The organism is Pedobacter sp. L105 (assembly GCF_009765875.1).
Classification (GTDB): Bacteria; Bacteroidota; Bacteroidia; order Sphingobacteriales; family Sphingobacteriaceae; genus Pedobacter.
On record NZ_LMUP01000014.1, the window covers coordinates 715,608 to 734,450 of the forward strand.

The window sequence follows — 18,843 nt, forward strand, 5'->3', positions numbered from 1 at the left end:
AACAGAAATAGAATAACTAATCCTTCTTTTGGCCTAAATTGTATAAAATATGTCCTTTGAGACAAGTAACTTAGGTTATAAATTTGTGTTATGAACGATGATAAAGGTACAAGCGCCAATAATCAGCATCGAAAACTAGTGGTCATCGTGGCCATGACGGGGAACATGTTACTTGATTTTGCCGGGCCGGCGGATGTTTTTACGAATGCCGACAAGTGTTTAAAGGCTTCCGGTTCACAGCTCGGTTATGATGTTCTGATCGCATCTCCAACGATGAATAAAAAAGTGGCCACCGCTACCGGAATGGATATTGTGTGCCAATATAGCGTAAGAGAAATTACAACGCCAATTGATACGGTGATCGTGGCCGGTAACGATTTTCAACCATCACAAAAATCAGAATACGCAGATTTTTGTAATTGGTTATCCTGTATCAATGATGCGCATACCCGCCGCATTGGTTCCGTTTGCGGAGGCGCCTTTGCTTTAGCCGAGGCAGGGTTGTTAAATGGAAAAAAAGCAACCACACATTGGCAATTGAGTGAAAGATTAAAAAAGGAATATCCGCTTGTGGAAGTGAACAGCAATGCATTTTACTCCACGGATGGGAATATTTATACTTCAGGAGGTGTGTCATCCGGGATTGACCTTTCCCTCGCTTTGGTAGAAGAAGACCATGGAAAAGACATCGCCATTCAGGTTGCCCGCAAGTTGATTTTTTATTTATCGCGACCAGGTTTTCAGGTTCAATTTGCTAACCTGCTGCCGGTTTATGAAAGTTCAACTATTGCCGGGAAATTGGGTGCTTGGTTTAGCGAAAACCTTCACGAGGCACTGGATGTTATCCGGATTGCCGACCATCTGAATATGAGTCCCAGGAATTTTACCCGTGTTTTCCATCAGCAAACGGGTTTGCCCCCTGCCAAATTTATAGAAAAACTAAGGGTGGAGACGGCCCGGAAATATCTGGAAGATACCGACCTGTCATTGGAAAATATTGCTGAAAAATGTGGCTTGGGAGGGCTGGTTTCCATGAGGCGGACTTTCCTGAGACATTTATTGACTACGCCTTCGGATTATCGGCGGGCATTTAGGACATCACTCAAAATACCTGGAATTAACGACGTTATTTTACCCAGTTTACATCACCACTTAACATAAATATAATGAAAATTGCAATTAATGGATTTGGCCGTATAGGCAGAATGACCCTTAGGGCATTACAGGATAAACCAGAAATAGAAGTTGTCGCAGTAAATGATCTGACAGACATCAAAACTTTAACTCATCTGCTTAAATACGATACCGCACACGGACGTTTTCCGGGAGAGGTAAGCAGTGATGACGATCAGATCGTTGTAAACGGCAAAGGTATTTTGCTGCTGAGTGAAAAAGATCCTGAAAAACTTCCATGGAAAGATTTAGGTATTGATGTAGTCATAGAATCAACTGGCAGGTTTACAGATAAGTCTGCGGCCTATTCACATATCAATGCCGGCGCAAAAAAAGTATTGATCACAGCCCCCGCTACAGGCGGTGTAAAAACAATTGTTCATGGTGTAAATAATGAGTTTATAGGGGATGACCTGATTTATTCCACTGCCTCCTGCACCACTGGCAGTATTGCCCCGATATTATCAATTCTGGATAAAGAATTTGGAATTGAATCTGGTTACATGATTACCATTCATGCCTTTACGGCCGATCAAAACTTACAGGATGCCCCTCATAAAGATCTGAGAAGGGCACGCGCAGCGTCTTATTCCATTATCCCTACCACTACCGGTGCAGCAAAAGCAATTGGTGATGTTTTGCCCAGCTTAAAAGGGAAGATGGATGGTTATTCGTATCGTGTTCCGGTAATCGACGGATCGATAGTGGATCTGTCTGTCAATTTAAAAAAGGAAGTAACGGTTAGCGAATTAAATGATTTGTTTAAATCTTATGCAGATACCTCTCTTAAAGGTATACTGGAATATACAGAAGAACCTTTGGTATCTGCTGATATTCTTGGGAATACACATTCTTCAATTGTAGATGGAACGATGACCAAAGCTATCGGTAACTTCGTCAAAGTTGTGGCCTGGTATGACAATGAAGTAGGAATTTCTAACAGGATAGCCGAACTGGTAGGGCTTCTTTAATAAAATAACTATCAGGCACACTTATCCCCGTGCCTGATAGTTAATATTATATCTCTACTACCATTTTGCCATGGTTTTGTCCCGTAAACAGGCCTGTAAAAGCACTTGGGATCTGGTCAAAACCTTTTACAATAGTTTCTGATTGAATAATTTTACCCTCCTTAAACCATGTAGTCAGTTGTTGAATGCCAGCTGGAATCTGGTCAGAAAAATCTGATAATAAAAATCCGCTCATTGTTGCACTGTTAACTACCAGGCGCCATTCCACCCTTGGGGCAAGAGCAGGTTCAACATCGTTATATAAAGCAATGGCTCCGCATACAATTATTCTTGATTTGTAGGTTAAATTGGCTAAAACAGCATCTGATACTTCACCACCTACATTGTCAAAATAAATATTTACGCCTTCAGGGCATAGCGCTTTTATAGCAGCAGTTAGATCTTTTGTTGTTTTATAGTTGATACCTTCATCATATTTAAATCTGGATTTTAGTGTTTCTACTTTTTCATCAGAGCCTGCTAAACCTATCACCCTGCAGCCCATGATCTTCGCAATCTGACCTACTGCAATGCCAACCGCACCTGCGGCTCCGGAAACCACTACAGTTTCGCCTGGTTTTGGTAAACCAATCTCTTTCAGACCCATATATGCTGTTAAGCCTGTCGCACCCAGTATGCCAAGATATGAGCTTAAACTGGCCGCATCAGGATCTACCCTGGTTAATCCTGCACCAGTAGAAATCTGATATTCCTTCCAGTCCAGGTATCCCAAAAAGAAATCTCCTTCTTTAAATTTATCGTTTGATGATTTGGTCACCTGTGTGATGAGGGCCGATGATATAGGCTCGCCCAATTTAAATGGTGCTATATAAGACTTCACATCCTTCATTCGTCCACGCAAGTATGGGTCTACAGAAACATACAGTGTTTTTAAAAGAATCTCACCTTCCTTAGGGACTGGAATCTCTTCTTCAATAAATTTAAAATCTGTTGCCACCGGTAATCCTTCCGGCCAATGATTAAATAAGATTACTTTATTCATAGCTATGATATGTTATCCAGGTGTATTTCAAACTAGATATATGTTTAATTGATATCCAGGCAATCTGCTCAATAATTCACAACATAGAAAATTCCATTAATTCATTTATCATAATTTGACAGTTGTTTTACGCATCAACAGGCATATGCCGCCATGGTATTTTTTGCTTTGTGATTATACTTCAGGAATACTTGCAAGGGAATTTACTATAGATGAAGTGTAGAAATTTTTATCATTTGATATGGCCCAATACTAAAATAATTATGGATATTTTTGTCGGGAAATACCATTCCATTTGAAAACAGATCTTTTCCTTGTCACGCCTCCCTTTACTCAACTGAATACCCCGTATCCTGCAACTGCGTATATTAAAGGTTTTTTGAAAACCAAAAACATTTCTTCAACGCAGGCAGATTTAGGTATTGAAGTGATTTTGGCCTTGTTTTCAAGAAAAGGTTTGGAGGAGCTTTTCTTTTATGCTGAGCAGCGATCTGATCTTTCAAAAAGTTTAAACGCAAAGCGGATCCATGCATTAAAAGATGAATACATCAAAACTATTGATGCTGTTATTGCTTTTTTACAGGGTAAAAACCCAACCCTGGCTTTGCAGATTTGTCAGGAAGATTTTTTACCTGAAGCATCCAGGTTCGCGCAATTGGATGAGCTGGACTGGGCATTTGGTTCGATGGGAACGCAGGATAAGGGTAAACATTTAGCCACGCTCTACCTGGAAGATATTTCGGATTTTATCATTGAATGTATTGACCAGAATTTTGGTTTTAGTCGTTATGCCGAAAGATTAGGCAGAAGTGCTAATTCATTTGATGAGCTTTACAATGCTTTAAATCAGGAATATACCTATATGGATAAAATCCTGATTAAAATTTTAGAAGAGAAAATTGCTGTTGTTCAGCCCAGGTTGTTTTTAATTTCTGTTCCCTTTCCAGGGAATTTATATGCCGCTTTCCGTTGTGCACAATATGTAAAACAAAAGTATCCTGAAATTAAAATATCGATGGGTGGTGGTTTTGCCAATACAGAATTACGTTCCCTTTCTGATCAACGGGTATTTGAATTTTTCGATTATATCTCCCTGGATGACGGTGAGTTACCTATTGAACTGATCTATCAATCGATTATTAAAGGAGGGGATTTTAACCTTTATAAAAGGACGTTTTTATTAGAAAATGGTGAGGTTGTTTATAAAAATGATGCTTTAAGAAGTGATTATAAACAGTTTGATGTAGGAACTCCTGATTACAGTGATTTAAAATTAGATCAGTACATCTCTGTTATAGAGATTGTAAATCCAATGCACCGGATGTGGAGTGATGGCCGCTGGAACAAATTGACCATGGCGCATGGTTGTTATTGGGGAAAATGTACTTTTTGTGATATTTCTTTGGATTACATTAAGGTCTATGAACCTGTTGCAGCTAAATTAATCGTAGACCGGATTGAGGAGCTGAGTGAAAAAACGGGTCAGAATGGTTTTCACTTTGTAGATGAGGCTGCACCGCCAGCCCTGATGCGGGAAGTTGCGCTGGAGATCTTAAGAAGAAAAATTGCTGTTAGCTGGTGGACAAATATCCGGTTTGAGAAAAGCTTTACCGGCGATTTATGTATCCTGCTTAAAGCATCGGGCTGCATTGCCGTTTCTGGTGGTTTAGAAGTAGCATCCGACAGGTTATTAAAACTAATTGACAAAGGCGTGTCTGTTGAGCAGGTAGCCCAGGTTACCCGGAATCTGACCGAAGCAGGAATATTGGTCCATGCCTATCTGATGTATGGATATCCAACGCAAACTGTTCAGGAGACCGTAGACAGCCTGGAAATGGTGAGGCAACTGTTTGAAGCAGGCGTATTACAGTCTGGCTTCTGGCATCAGTTTGCAATGACTGCGCATAGTCCCGTTGGCCTATATCCGGAAAGATTTGGCGTGGTTAAGGAGACTGAAGTTATCGGCACTTTTGCCAATAATGATATCAATTACACCGATAAAACGGGAATTGACCATAATAAATTTAGTTTTGGTTTGAAGAAATCGCTCTTTAATTTTATGCATGGCATTTGCCTGGATTACAAATTGCAGGATTGGTTTGATTTTAAGATTCCGAAAGTAATGGTTCCCCCGGACTTTATTGAGAAAGCCTTAAAGGAAGAAAGTAAGTTTGATACCAAACCCACGGCTAAAGTGGTTTGGCTGGGAGGGAAGCCCGATCAGGAAAGTTTCGCCCAATATAAAAAAGGCAAACCTTTGGAAATGCTGAGTTTAACATTTTATGATAAAAAGGAAACCTTTAGCATCCAGGCCCATAAAAAGGAAGGAGCGTGGCTGTGTTCCATCTTGCAGAAAATAGCGGTTTCCAATACAAAGGTGTATACCTTTCAGGAAATTAAAGCTGATTTTGAAAGTACCATGGAACATTTTGAGCTTTTCTGGTATTCAAAACCAGTTTATCAATTGAGAGATTTCGGGCTGCTGGTCTTATAAAAAGCCTCAAATCAATTACAGTACACTATTCCCGTCAATCAAATTCACTTGCTTGCCCATTTTCTTTTGTATTACTTCAAAATGGTGCAATTCATTTTGGCTAACCAGCGATATAGCATCCCCTGCTTGTCCAGCGCGACCAGTCCTGCCGATGCGGTGGATATAATCCTTAGGAGAACGGGGCAATTCATAATTGATTACAAAAGGAAGATCGCTAATGTCAATTCCCCTCGCCATTAAGTCTGTGGCCACTAATATCCTCAAACTGCCTGCTTTAAAGTGATGTAAAGAGTCAGTTCTGTTTCCCTGGCTTTTTTTACTGTGGATGGCTTTTGCATCCAGGTTGTTTTTACGAAGTTTATTGACGATGGCATCCGCTGTGGCGACAGAAGAAGCAAATACCAACACTTGTTTCATTTCATGATGTTTAATGAGGTACCGTAAAAAAGGGCCTTTTTTTTCTTCTGAAACGATGTAAGCAACCTGGTTGATCAGGTCAAGGCTTTCTTCTTCCTCTTCAATCTCGATCACTACAGGATCATGCAGCAGAATTTGTTCAATATTTCTGAGGTCATTATTAATTGTTGCAGATAATAGAATATTCTGACGTTGTTGAGGCAACAATGCAATAACCTTGTCCAGCTCTTCTTTAAATCCCAGGTTAAGCAATTTATCTGCTTCATCCAAAACCAGTGTTTCTATACCTGACAGGTTTACTGCATTTGAGCCTACCAACTCCAACAACCTGCCTGGTGTAGCAACAAGTATATTTACGCCTTGCAAAGCCATCATTTGCGGATTAATAGAAACACCACCGTATACTGCTAATGTTTTGATACGTTGAGGCAGTGCGCGGCTAAACTGCTGAAATACATCTTTTACCTGTTCTGCCAATTCCCGGGTAGGAACTAATACTAATACATTCGCGTGGCGATTTTTAACTCCTGATTCCTGCTGCAGGTTCATCAAGATCGGCATCACATAACTGGCAGTTTTCCCGGAGCCTGTTTTGGCAATACCTAAGACATCTTTTTTATTTAATATCGCAGGTATGGCTGTAAGCTGGATTGGTGTAGGTATGGTAAATTTCTGATCAGCCAATGCTTTTAATATTGCATCAGATAAACCTAAGGACGTAAAAGGCATGTTTGTTTTTTTGCGTAAAAATAGACAAAAATTGGCTTTAGTCTGAGTTTAATTAATTAAAGATCCTTATGCAATACAGGTCAAAATTCCTATGACAATTGAAATATTCTACTAATTTTGTAGTCTATTTATAGATAACATGAACAATTGCATTTATACCCGCTTTGGCCATTATGATTATGCCGGTTACAGGTGTTGTTGCTGTTGCTCTCCTTTTTCTCCGGCACACCAGTTAATCATTAAATTATCTATTATATTTCTTCGCAATGGCCTTCCGTTCAACGCCTTTCATAAAAGCGATAGCTTTTACCTTAACCCTTTTAGTTAGTCAATCTTCAATTGCCCAATTGGCTGCGCATAGCGGGTACCTTTCTGCACTGGCTCCTAATTTCCACGAGGGACCTGTGCCTGTTGAACCAATTTTATCCGTTCCAAAATTAACAGGCGACTCAGTAGGGACGTTTGCCAGTGCTGTAGAGAATAAAAGACTATTGAATTATTTAAAGGAGCTGGGAATCCCTGATCAGCAGTATAAGTACCCATCAAACAAGAAATTCTACTATCATCTTGCCAATGTTTTTGCCCGCTTAAGGATGTATCCTCTGGCTATGAAATGTTTTTTTAAAGCTGCACGTTTTAACAGGAGTGATATAGATAGTTTGCACCTCGCTGATACTGTGCTGAATGCTCCTCCTGTGGTAAGCTTCAGCTCAAAAGATGATTCCCTTGTGGATACAAAAGTCCGGATATTAAAGACTAATCCCAAAGTCAGAAAAAGCAAGCGGACCAGTTTCAGTCAGATTTCCGGTAATTTTAATGATGGAAAAACTGCCGTCGCCTACGCTTTGTTATTTCATGTGAAGCAGCCTGCTCCAGGTAAACGAAAAATATTCGTTTGGGTAAACACAGGCCATACGTTTATCACGCTGATCAAATATAACAGCGATTCTACATATACTTCGGCCTCATTCGGGTTTTATCCCGATAAAGATCATTTCCTTTCTGCATCACCTATTTTTCCCACTACAACGGCAACGTTTAAAGATGATTCCGGACACCTGTGGGACGAAGTATTGGGGAAGTTTATTTCCAAAAGGAAATTTGAGCGTATCCTTGAGCTCACCAGAAACTTTGAAGGAATGGCATATAACCTGAACCGGCAAAACTGTACAGATTTTGGTTTACAGGCAGCAGGCCTTGCAGGTATTCATATTGTGGATACCTTTGGGAAGTGGCCTTTAGGCAAAGGAAATAACCCGGCGGTAACAGGACAGAGCATTTTATCAGGAAAGGTGATCAGTGACGTGACGTCCAGTGAGCAGATTTTTATTGATGACACGGTGAGAAAAAAGGGTTGGGAGTAGCGCGGCATAACTAAAATTTGAAGCTTATTATAATAGTCAATATGAAATTGTAACAATTGATTTAACAGCTGTTCTAACAGTTGCTGATTTAAAATCGATTAGCAGCAGATCATGAAAAAAAACGTACTCCTCTTACTCTGTTTTACAATTTCAATTTCTGTTTCATCCGGACAAGAACTTACACCTGAAAGAGGCAGTTATACCGTAAATAAGGAGATCTTATCTCACCAATCTATTCAAGTCGAAACGGATCACATTTTTAACAAACTGGTAAAAACAAGGAGAAACTTTCATGAAAATCCGGAACTGGCAGGTAATGAGATACGCACCCAAAAGATGATCAGACAATATTTACTCGACTTAGGGCTTGAAGTTGAAACAGATAATTATGGTTATGGTGTTGTAGGGATTTTAAAGGGTGGGAAGAGAGGAAGAAAAATAGCCTGGAGATCAGATATGGATGCCCTGCCTCAGAATTATCCTGATGACGTAACTTTCAAATCCAGGAATAAAGGTGTTCGGCATGGTTGTGGCCACGATGTGCATATGGCTATTGGACTGGGGATAGCTGAAGTGCTTGCAAAAAACAAGGCCTCCTTAAATGGAACAGTATATTTTATATTTCAACCTGAAGAAGAAACCTTTGTTGGGGCAAAAGGGATGATTGACAAGGGCTTGCTTTCCCGGATAACACCTGACGAAATTTATGGATTACATGTGACTGCTTTACCGGTGGGACAAATTATGGTTAAACCACGTGAAATGTTTGCCTATCAAAAAAGAGTAAGAATAAAGTTGAAAAATGAATTGCCGGAGGAAGAAGCAAAAGTGCTGACAAATAAAATCTACAGCGCTTTATCCCGTGCAACTCCGGGAAGTAAGCCCTGGGAAATCCAATTGTTCACTGATCCAACCATTGGATTGATGAATCCCAATACGATTTTTAAGGATTATCTGATTATAGATGAGCATTTTACCCGTTATGCTAAAGATGATCACCTCATCCTTGAAACGGATTTATATGAAACGGATTCAGCCCGTCTCGAAGTCATCATTCCTAAAATTAAACAGGTAATCACAAACAGCGGTTATAAAGACAAACTGCTTTCTGTTTCTTTTATACAAGAAAATCCAACAGTTATCAATAATGAAAGACTAACGGAAATTGCCGCAAAAACCCTTGATCATATTGATGGGAAAGGAGCGGTCACTATTGATTATGGTCAGGTGCCGTATTTTAATGATGACTTTGCTTATTTTCAACAAAAAATACCAGGCGTTTACTTCTTTCTGGGAGGTTCTAACGTAAAAAAAGGAATGATTGCAATGAACCATGCGCCAAATTTTCAAGTTGATGAAGAATGCATTAGAATAGGGGTCAGCAGTTTTTCATCTTTAATTTTGGAACGACTCAAGAAAAACTAAAAATTGGGCTAACAGATAATTTGGCCGCCAATTTAACAACGGTTTGGTGAAGAATGCATTAGAATAGGGGTCAGCTTTTTTCTTCTTTAATTTTGGAACGACTCAAGAAAAACTGAAAATTTGGCTAACAGATTATTCAACCGCCAATTTAACAAGCGTTTGATGAAGAATGTATTAGAATAGGGGTCAACAGCTTTTCATCCATAATTTTGGAACGATAAATTTGTTAGCTGACAGATTTGATTTCGATGTGACTGTTCGATCCTGAACAAGAGATGTCCGGTACTGAACATTTTAAGATCACACCAAATTTCAAATGGCTAATGATTAGTGTTTTAATTATGTTTTTTCCTTTTGGCACAAGCTTGGTACGCGGGATATCAAAACAGTACCGGATAACAGAAGAAACAAGAGAGAAAAAAACTGCTAGCTAATGTTTAAATTAAACTTAAAAATCGCGCTGCGAAACCTTTGGAGAAATAAAGGCATCACCTCAATCAATGTAGGTGGTTTGGCTATTGCTTTAGCTGCTTTTATTTTGATCGTCATGTATTATACTTATGAAACTGGTTTTGACAAGACCAATCCAAATTTTAAGAATATTTACATTGTTGGAAGAATCTATCCGGAATTTAAAACCAATTATACCTCGCCGCCATTTGCGAAAGCGATTAAACAAAACTTTCCTGAAGTAGAACTTGCCGGGCTTACAAAGGAAGGCTCTTTTGAACTCGCTCTAAGAAATGGGAATAAAACTGTCTTCACGAAAAACTTTATACAGGCTGATTACAATGCAGCCAAAATTCTTAATTTAATACCTGATGGTGGTTTAGAAAAACCAGCTGGCGAAACGGACCGCCTCAACTATCTAAGTAAGGAGAGCATGAAAACGTTGTTTCCAGACAAAAAGGATAACAAACCTGAAATGGTTGGCATGGGCAGCAGTACTTCAGGTATAAAGAGTAAGATCAATGGTTCAATTGTCAATAATTTACAGTCGAATATAACTTTCGATGGCCTTTCCATTGCCAATGAACTAGGACAAGGGGAAACTTACGGGTATAACAATTACACTACCTATATTCAGGTGAAACCAGGAACTGATATAGCCAATTTGGAGAAAAAAATAACCAATTTATACAAAACAGAATTATTAAAAATTGGGACCAACCAAAAGGTAATAGATGAAATAAAACACGTTTCTACATTTTTAGACCCTTTAGCTAATCAACATTTGAAACCAAAAGCAGGTAATGATGCACCTTATAAAATCCTGATCGCTATTTCTGTACTTGGAATTTTGATTTTAGTAATTGCCTGTATCAATTTTACTAATTTAAGTATTGCCCAGGCAACCAAACGGGCTAAAGAAGTTGGTGTTAAAAAAGTAATGGGCGCCTATCGTTTTCAGTTGACTACCCAGTTTCTTACGGAGATATTCTTACAATGCCTGGTGGCCACTGTTCTGGCGCTAATTATTGCAGAACTGGTATTGCCAGGTTTTAACCATCTCTTCCAGATTAATTTATCTATATGGTCTCTAAACAATGATTTGATTTGGCAGCTTCCCCTCATCTTATGTCTGATCACAATTATAGCCGGTATTTATCCCGCCCTGGTTTTGTCGGGTTTTAAACCGGCGGTGGTATTAAAAGGGAATTTCTCTACGAGTAGACAAAGCTCCTGGTTACAAAATGGTTTACTGGTATTTCAATTCAGCATTGCAGTTGTTTTTATGAGCGGTTTGTTCATTATCAATTCGCAATTAAAATACATGCATAGCCAGGATTTAGGCTTTACTGCAAATCAGGTGGTGTACATTAAGAATAATACTTTATTCAACGACCCTTCCAAATTCAAGTCTGTCAGGGAAAAAATCCTGAAAATACCCGGAATAAAAACAGCTACAGTAGCTACGAGTGTTCCTGATGGTTCAAAAAATGGAATAAATGGTTATACGGCTAAAGGGGTACAATCCAACATCGAATTTGTGGATGTAGATTTTGATTATTTCGAAACTCTAAGTATTCAATTAAAGGAAGGCCGCTTCTTTTCAGAGGCGTTTAAAACCGATACGGCAAACTCAGCCGTGATCAATGAAAGTGCTGTTGCTAAGTTTGGCATCAAAAATCCTGTTGGCCAAACCATTAGAGGTTGCGATATGGATTACAAAATTGTTGGTGTAGCGAAAGACTTTAAAGCACAGGGATTTGAAAATGCTGTTCAACCAACAATTTATGCGGTTAAAAACCCTTGCGGAAGTTTTAAACTGCAGATCATGTTAAAAATTGAGGATGGTAAAATGGCAGGTGCATTGGCTGCCCTGAAAGCCCAGTGGCCCGAAATTAATCCCAAAGATGGTGAAGATTTTCGGTATGAGTTTTTGGATGAGCTTTATGGCAAACTTTTTAAAAAACAGGAACAGTTACAATCTGTATTTTTTGCGGCTGCAATGCTCACCATTTTCATTGCCATTTTAGGCTTATTTGCTTTTGCCCAATATATTACGAATGGAAGAATTAAGGAAATAGCAGTGCGTAAAGTGTTAGGAGCAAGTGACATCCAGATTCTGAAGTTGATCAATACTTCGTTTTTGGTGATGGTAATTGTAGCCAATTTAATTTCCTGGCCCATAGCCTACATTTTCACCAATAAGTGGCTCGGAACCTTTGCGTATAGAATTGATTTACCAATTTCCCCTTTTATCATCAGTGCTTTAATCACCATTTTATTAACCGTGATCACCGTTAGCATTCAGGCAAAAAAAGCCGTTAAAGCTAATCCTGTTGATGCTTTGAAACAGCAATAAGGCTCAATACCATTTGAGCCCCCATTGGTGCAGGTCGTCAATGATTTTTAATAGTTCAAGGCCTTTATCTGTGATAAAATAATGGATACGTTTTGGTGCCTTTTCTTCAATGATTACTTTGTCGATCAGCTCGTCGTCCACTAATTCCGAAAGCCTTTTGCCCAATATCTGATCGGACAAGGAGGGGAAGGCAAGCTTTAAGGAACTGAATTGTTTAGTGCCTGCGGCAATCTTATGCAGTACCTGCATTTTCCATCGCGGGCTGATATCTCTCAACACATCATTTACCTCACAGGCCAGGCTTAAGGCCGTTATGTTGCAGGCATTCGATGTTCCGGGTTTTAACTGACTTGACATGGTCCTGGTTTAAGGTATACTCACTTTAGGGTGAGTTATTGTTTGGCAGATCGCGTCGGGCGACCTTTGAACAAAATAAAACATTATGAAATCATTTATCATTAGTAAAAAGTCATTTTATACCGTACTGGTTTTACTGGTATCATTTTTTAATTCCAATGCGCAATCTGGCGGGAAGCAACCTGTTTTTGTTTTAGTCCACGGGGCATTTCACGGGGGCTGGTGCTGGCAGAGAGTGAGCAGGGAGCTGCGTGCAAAGGGAGATCTTGTTTACGCTCCAACGCTCAGCGGTCTTGCAGAACATAAAAACACTTTAAATGCCCAAATCGATCTGAATACCCATATTACAGACATCGTAAACTTTATCATTGAAGAAGACCTGCACAATGTAGTATTAGTTGGTCATAGTTATGCAGGGGCAGTAATAGCGGGTGTTGCGGACAGGATACCTGAAAGGTTATCCAAACTGGTTTTCCTTGATGCGATGTTGATGAAAAACGGACAAAGTGCGCTCGACGTTAGTCCGGATGATATCAGGCAGTATTTCATCAAGGCGACAACGGATTTTGACAAAGGCTTAAGTATCCCGTTCTTTACCAGTGACTTTTTTGGCGTGACAAACACCGCCGATATCAAATGGGTAAATGACCGCCTAACCAACCAGCCTTTCAGAACGTTTTCTCAGCCTTTGGTATTAAAACATCCTTATGGTAACCATTTGCCATTAACTTACATTGCTTGTACCGCACCAGAACTTCGTGCGATTCAACCTTTTGCAGAGATGACAAAAAAGAGTAAAGACTGGAAATATCTTGAACTTAAGACCGGTCATGACGCCATGATCACTATGCCTGTTGAGCTTGCTCAGCTGTTACAGTCATTAAATTAAACCATTTCAAAAGCCTTCCGGATAAATATTTGGTTCAGGCGAACAACCAAATCAAAAACGAGTTGTTTAATAAAAAGCTAATAAGAGGATTCATATGACCACATCTAAAGAGGTAAATTCCATTAAAGAAAATAGTCCGGAAGGCTTAATCAGTGGTTTTGAACGACGCAAAATAATGGGTGCAGGAACGGAAATCGACGTTCTGGTAGGAGGATCAGGACCACCATTGCTCTTGTTACATGGTTATCCGCAAACACGTTTATGCTGGAAAAATGTTGCGCTGGAATTGCTTGACAGTTATACCCTGGTCATTCCTGACCTCCGGGGTTATGGCCGGTCGGGCAAACCTGAGCCTGGTGAAAATCATATCAATTATTCGAAACGGGTGATGGCCAGCGATCAGGTAATGATTATGAAGGAATTGGGATTTGAAACTTTTTACGCTGCCGGCCATGACCGCGGCGGACGTGTAGCCTATAGACTTGCTTTAGACTATCCTGATTTGGTATTAAAATTGGCTGTTTTAGATATCGTGCCGACGCTTGATGCCTGGGAGGGTATAAACGCAAGTAAAGGGATGAACATGTGGCATTGGTTTTTCCTTGCCCAGGATAAAGAAATAGCTGAACATTTTATCAATAAAGACCCTGAGTTTTTCATCAGGTGGACACTTTCCTCTCAGGCAGCTGAAAATTTCGAATTTGATCAGGACTGTTTGGATGACTACATCCAGTGTGCTTTGAATCCGGCTGTCATTAAAGGGATGTGTGAAGATTATCGCGCTTCGTGGACACTGGATAAAGACATCGATCAACATGACTTTGGAAAAGTGAAAATTGCCTGCCCTTTTTTAGTGCTTTGGGGTGAGAAAGGGAATCTCGCTGGTGCCGATCCAATCGCTGTCTGGAATAAATGGGGCGGTAACGTACAGGGAAAAGAAGTACCCGGAGGTCATCTGGTACCTGAGGAAGCTGTAGCCGAAACTATCAGTGAATTGCGCAAATTCTTTTGATGAGCCTGTTTCAATTTAAGCGTTTATGAATTTGTTATATTGCCGACATAGCTTTAATTGTTCTATTCAGTGCCCTTAAGGTAATACCCAGATAATCTGCAATATCCTGCTTTGAGATCACCTTTTCCAGGTCAGGAAATTTCATTTTTAACCTCATTAGTTTCTCTTCAATGGTGTGGGATTGATTATAGGAATGTCGTGTTGCCTTATATTTTAATTTTGAGATCAAAGCCCCGATAAAAAGCCGGTTGAATTTTTTATCCTGATCAAGCAATTGAAGAAAATCACTTTTTTGAATTTTATAAACGCTTACCATGTCAATCGCTTTAATGGTACAATAACTGAAACTATCATCCATTAATTCAATTTCGCCGAAAAGCTCTCCTTCGCCAAAAAACTCCTGGATAAAGTTGTTGCCCGTGTCTGTGGTAAGATAACATTTAACCATCCCGCTTTTCATGATATATACTGAAAATACCTTTTTACCTTCAATCAGGATTTCCTGTGATGGGGCAAAGTGATGTTCGCTAAATGAATGATCAGACCCTGAAAGGACTAAATTAGTAATGTAGTTGAATAGTTCTTTATTCGTTCTTATCATTTACGGCGTAGGACAAATGTCCTTTATGTTGTCAAACCAGAATGCTTCCTTTGCAATTATATTATAAAATCAGAATATAAAGAAACCATCGTGATTTTACAGGTCTCAAAATTAACGGAAATCAGGATAGCTTCATCACAAATTACAAACAAATAGTAACGATGAAAGAATTGAGCAGGCTAATGAAACAAATGGAGTTTATTAAGGAAATTGATAAACTGAAGTACATACAGCGTAAAACTAAATTATTTAACAGCGACAGGCATGAGAATGATGCTGAGCATAGCTGGCACCTGGCGATGATGGTAATGGTCTTGTCTGAATATGCCAATGCGCCTATCGATACCCTTAAAGTTCTGAAAATGGTACTGTTGCATGATATTGTTGAAATTGATGCAGGAGATACTTTTCTTTATGATACCACAAAAAATCATAGCAATACGGATGAAGAGTTAATTGCTGCACACCGTATTTTCGGCATTCTGCCGGAAGACATGACGAAAGATTTTATAGAGATCTGGATAGAGTTTGAAAACGGGGAAACCAATGACGCCAAATTTGCCAAAGCAATTGACAGGCTGGAGCCTATTCTTCAAAACCTTTCTAACCAGGGTGGAACATGGACTGAATTTAATGTTCCTTTTGACATCGTTTATCAAAAAATTGATAAGATAAAAGATGGCTCAAGCTTTTTGTGGGATCATATTGATGAGCTGATTCAGGAGTTTAGAGATCAAGCATAAATTGGCTGTCATACCAATAAATGTCACCAAACCTTTTCGCCAGCAGAAGATTTCACAACCGCAAAGGAATAGACATACAATTGGAAGCTGCAATTAGAGCATTAAAAAAATAAGGTATTTCCAAATATTTGGTAGCAAGGTAAAAATTCTATTGGTTTTGTTACAATAAAAGCTTAATCCTCCTCTTAACTTAACAATGTCTTAACGTTGATAGTCTACATTTACAAGAATATCAGTTGTTGTTTATGGTTAAGTTTTGTGGATAACATTGTTATGCACAGCATTTTTTGGGATTCACCAGAATCATAGTAAGCTTTACGCTTCCTGTATAACCGGCAATTGAAAAATATAACTTGTATAAACTATGTTACCTAAAAAAATTCTTTGCCTGGCAATATTATTGATTACCTGTAACAGGTTAGTTCAGGCACAAGATCTTGCCACTATAGAGCATAACAGAGTGAAATTGCCCAATGGCTGGTCGCTGACACCAATTGGTAAAAGTCTTCCCCTGGGAGATTTGCCTTTAAATATCGCTGTAAGCAAAAATCATCATTATGCTGCGGTTACCAATAACGGCCAGAGCGTTCAAACTATTCAATTGCTGGATGCCCGCACAGATTGCGAACTGGACAAGGTGCTCATTCATAAGGCCTGGGGTGGACTGGTTTTTAGTGCAGATGAAAAGTCACTTTATGCCTCTGGTGGTGATGACAACTGGATTATCCGTTATGCGATTACCAATGATAAACTGGTAGCAGCAGATACGATCCGACTTGGGGAACCATGGGGTAAAAAAGCAAATTCGGCATCTATTTCTCCTACAGGATTGGCGCTGGATGATAAACACGGCATTCTATATGTGGTGACCAAGCTGGACAACAGTCTGTATGTCATTGATCTCAAAACAAAAACCATCCGTCAGCAGATCAAACTGGGTACAGAAGCTTATACCTGTTTGTTATCGCCAGACTTATCAAAACTATATATCAGTCTTTGGGGCGGGGACAAGGTAGCTATATTTGACACGAAAGAAGCAAGGGTGGTCGATACCATTGCCGTAGGCGATAACCCAAATGACCTTAGCATCTCCCGAAATGGAAAATATCTGTATGTGGCCAATGCGAATGATAATACCGTTTCTGTAATTGATCTGCGAAAAGGTAAGGTATTGGAAACGCTGAACACGGCTGTATCGCCAACACCTTTAAGCGGAACCACCAGCAACTCGGTAGCTTTAAGTAAAGACGACAAAACTTTATATATTGCCAATGCAGATAACAATTGCCTGGCTGTTTTTGATGTAACAAAACCAGGTTCCAGTCAGTCATTAGGCTTTGTGCCTACAGGCTGGTATCCCAGCGTGGTGCGCGTTATTGATAATAAACTGTACGTAGCTAATGCCAAAGGTTTTTCATCACTGCCCAATCCGCATGGACCCAACCCCGCAGCCAAAAACCAAACCGTGGTACTTCATGGGGGCGATCCATTCAGGCCGTCACGTACGGAATATATCGGTGGTGGATTACTGATGGGTAGCCTGAGCATCATTCCTGTGCCAACCGAAAAAGAAATGCCGGTTTACTCGGCGGCGGTAGTTCACAATACACCTTATCACAGGGAGCAGGAAGCGGATGCCGATGGTGAAGCCGGGAATCCTGTTCCTACTAAAGTAGGTGCTTCATCACCAATTAAATATGTCTTTTATGTGATTCAGGAAAACCGGACCTATGATCAGGTACTGTCTGACCTACCCAAGGGGAATGGCGATACCAGTTTGCTGTTATTTGGAAAGCGTATTACACCCAATCACCATGCACTGGCAGAAAACTTTGTGTTGCTGGATAATTTTTATGTAGATGGCGAGGTGAGTGCCGACGGGCATAATTGGAGCCTGGGCGCCTATGCCACAGATTATATGGAAAAGAACTGGCCAACCAGTTATGGCAACCGCGGCCCCGGGGCTGTTGGCCCGACTGCTCATAACAAGTTGTACATCTGGGACCAGGCCAAACGTTCTAACATAACTTTTCGCACCTATGGCGAATTTATCAATGCCGATAATACGCCGCAAATAGCTGTATTGAAAGACCACTTTAACAAGTCTTATCCTACCCATGATCTTCGTGATCCGGATACGTTGCGTTATAAGGCCTGGGAGTCTGATTTTGACTCATTGATGAATATTAACGCACTGCCAAGGTTAAATACCGTACGTATGCTTTCAGACCATACTGAAGGAACCAGTGCAGGCAGGCCTACACCTTTTGCCCATGTAGCGGATAACGACCTTGCTGTAGGGAAGTTAGTAGAGCACATCAGCAAAAGCGCTATATGGAAAAATAGTGTGATATTTATTGTAGAAGACGACGCACAGAATGGCCCCGATCACGTGGATGCCCATCGCTCACCTGCATATATTGCCGGGGGATTTGTAAAACGCAACTTTACAGATCATACCATGTACTCTACCTCATCGGTATTGCGTACTATAGAAATGATTCTTGGCCTTCCACCAATGACACAGTATGACGCTTCGGCCGCATCCATGTGGCGCTGCTTTAGCAAAATACCAGATAGCACACCGTTTAGAAGTTTGCCATCAAACATTAATCTTAATGACCTTAACCCTAGAGGCACAAAACTTGCGGCCATGGCCAAAGGGCTAGATTTTACGGCTGTTGACCGCGTGCCTGATGAGATCATGAACAGTATGATATGGAAAGCAATTAAAGGTGAAAATGCAACTGTACCAACTCCTGTACGTGCGGCTTTTGTAAAAGCAATTCAAAAAGACGATGACGACGATAAGTAAAA

Annotated in this window: 14 protein-coding genes; 10 read left to right on the forward strand and 4 right to left on the reverse strand. The window is 40.1% G+C overall.

Annotated elements, in window-relative coordinates; all coding sequences use genetic code 11:
* The first annotated feature begins 90 nt into the window (after positions 1–90).
* Together GSQ84_RS26280 and gap are read left to right on the forward strand one after the other, a co-directional pair.
* Positions 91–1,161 carry a GlxA family transcriptional regulator gene (locus GSQ84_RS26280; protein WP_158800330.1) on the forward strand — a complete coding sequence of 357 codons (1,071 nt, stop codon included), beginning with the start codon at positions 91–93 and terminating at the stop codon, positions 1,159–1,161.
* A gap of 5 nt (positions 1,162–1,166) precedes the next feature.
* Entirely contained in the window at positions 1,167–2,144 is a 978-nt protein-coding gene (gene gap, locus GSQ84_RS26285; RefSeq protein ID WP_158800331.1) for a type I glyceraldehyde-3-phosphate dehydrogenase, read from the forward strand.
* Positions 2,145–2,190: 46 nt separating this feature from the next.
* Here gap and GSQ84_RS26290 read toward each other — a convergent pair whose 3' ends face one another.
* A complete protein-coding gene (locus tag GSQ84_RS26290; protein WP_158800332.1) occupies positions 2,191–3,186 on the reverse strand; it encodes an NADP-dependent oxidoreductase in 996 nt (331 codons plus the stop codon).
* A 295-nt stretch (positions 3,187–3,481) separates the two neighbouring features.
* Between GSQ84_RS26290 and GSQ84_RS26295 the strand changes: the two genes are divergently transcribed.
* Positions 3,482–5,680 carry a radical SAM protein gene (locus GSQ84_RS26295; RefSeq protein ID WP_158800333.1) on the forward strand — a complete coding sequence of 733 codons (2,199 nt, stop codon included), beginning with the start codon at positions 3,482–3,484 and terminating at the stop codon, positions 5,678–5,680.
* A 15-nt stretch (positions 5,681–5,695) separates the two neighbouring features.
* Here GSQ84_RS26295 and GSQ84_RS26300 read toward each other — a convergent pair whose 3' ends face one another.
* Complete coding sequence (locus GSQ84_RS26300; RefSeq protein WP_158800334.1) at positions 5,696–6,826, reverse strand: DEAD/DEAH box helicase; 1,131 nt, start codon at positions 6,824–6,826, stop codon at positions 5,696–5,698.
* A gap of 266 nt (positions 6,827–7,092) precedes the next feature.
* On the opposite strand from GSQ84_RS26300, the gene GSQ84_RS26305 reads away from it, so the two are divergent.
* The 3 genes from GSQ84_RS26305 (at position 7,093) to GSQ84_RS26315 (ending at position 12,424) form a co-directional block, all read left to right on the forward strand.
* A complete protein-coding gene (locus GSQ84_RS26305) occupies positions 7,093–8,190 on the forward strand; it encodes a hypothetical protein (RefSeq protein ID WP_158800335.1) in 1,098 nt (365 codons plus the stop codon).
* A 111-nt stretch (positions 8,191–8,301) separates the two neighbouring features.
* A complete protein-coding gene (locus GSQ84_RS26310) occupies positions 8,302–9,615 on the forward strand; it encodes a M20 family metallopeptidase (RefSeq protein WP_158800336.1) in 1,314 nt (437 codons plus the stop codon).
* Positions 9,616–10,048: 433 nt separating this feature from the next.
* Positions 10,049–12,424, forward strand: a complete 2,376-nt coding sequence (locus tag GSQ84_RS26315) for an FtsX-like permease family protein (RefSeq protein ID WP_158800337.1) — start codon at positions 10,049–10,051, stop codon at positions 12,422–12,424.
* A gap of 3 nt (positions 12,425–12,427) precedes the next feature.
* Here the strand turns inward: GSQ84_RS26315 and GSQ84_RS26320 are convergent, their stop codons facing one another.
* A complete protein-coding gene (locus tag GSQ84_RS26320) occupies positions 12,428–12,781 on the reverse strand; it encodes a helix-turn-helix domain-containing protein (protein ID WP_158800338.1) in 354 nt (117 codons plus the stop codon).
* Between the two features lie 85 nt (positions 12,782–12,866).
* Between GSQ84_RS26320 and GSQ84_RS26325 the strand changes: the two genes are divergently transcribed.
* On the forward strand, positions 12,867–13,670 hold the full coding sequence (locus tag GSQ84_RS26325; RefSeq protein WP_158800339.1) for an alpha/beta hydrolase: 804 nt from the start codon (positions 12,867–12,869) through the stop codon (positions 13,668–13,670).
* A 94-nt stretch (positions 13,671–13,764) separates the two neighbouring features.
* Positions 13,765–14,682: an alpha/beta fold hydrolase gene (locus tag GSQ84_RS26330; RefSeq protein WP_158800340.1), complete on the forward strand. Its 918-nt coding sequence runs from the start codon at positions 13,765–13,767 to the stop codon at positions 14,680–14,682.
* A gap of 34 nt (positions 14,683–14,716) precedes the next feature.
* On the opposite strand, the gene GSQ84_RS26335 is transcribed toward GSQ84_RS26330, so the two are convergent.
* Complete coding sequence (locus tag GSQ84_RS26335; protein WP_158800341.1) at positions 14,717–15,283, reverse strand: Crp/Fnr family transcriptional regulator; 567 nt, start codon at positions 15,281–15,283, stop codon at positions 14,717–14,719.
* Positions 15,284–15,444: 161 nt separating this feature from the next.
* On the opposite strand from GSQ84_RS26335, the gene GSQ84_RS26340 reads away from it, so the two are divergent.
* Entirely contained in the window at positions 15,445–16,026 is a 582-nt protein-coding gene (locus tag GSQ84_RS26340; RefSeq protein ID WP_158800342.1) for an HD family hydrolase, read from the forward strand.
* Positions 16,027–16,390: 364 nt separating this feature from the next.
* A complete protein-coding gene (locus GSQ84_RS26345; RefSeq protein WP_158800343.1) occupies positions 16,391–18,841 on the forward strand; it encodes a bifunctional YncE family protein/alkaline phosphatase family protein in 2,451 nt (816 codons plus the stop codon).
* Positions 18,842–18,843: the final 2 nt, after the last annotated feature.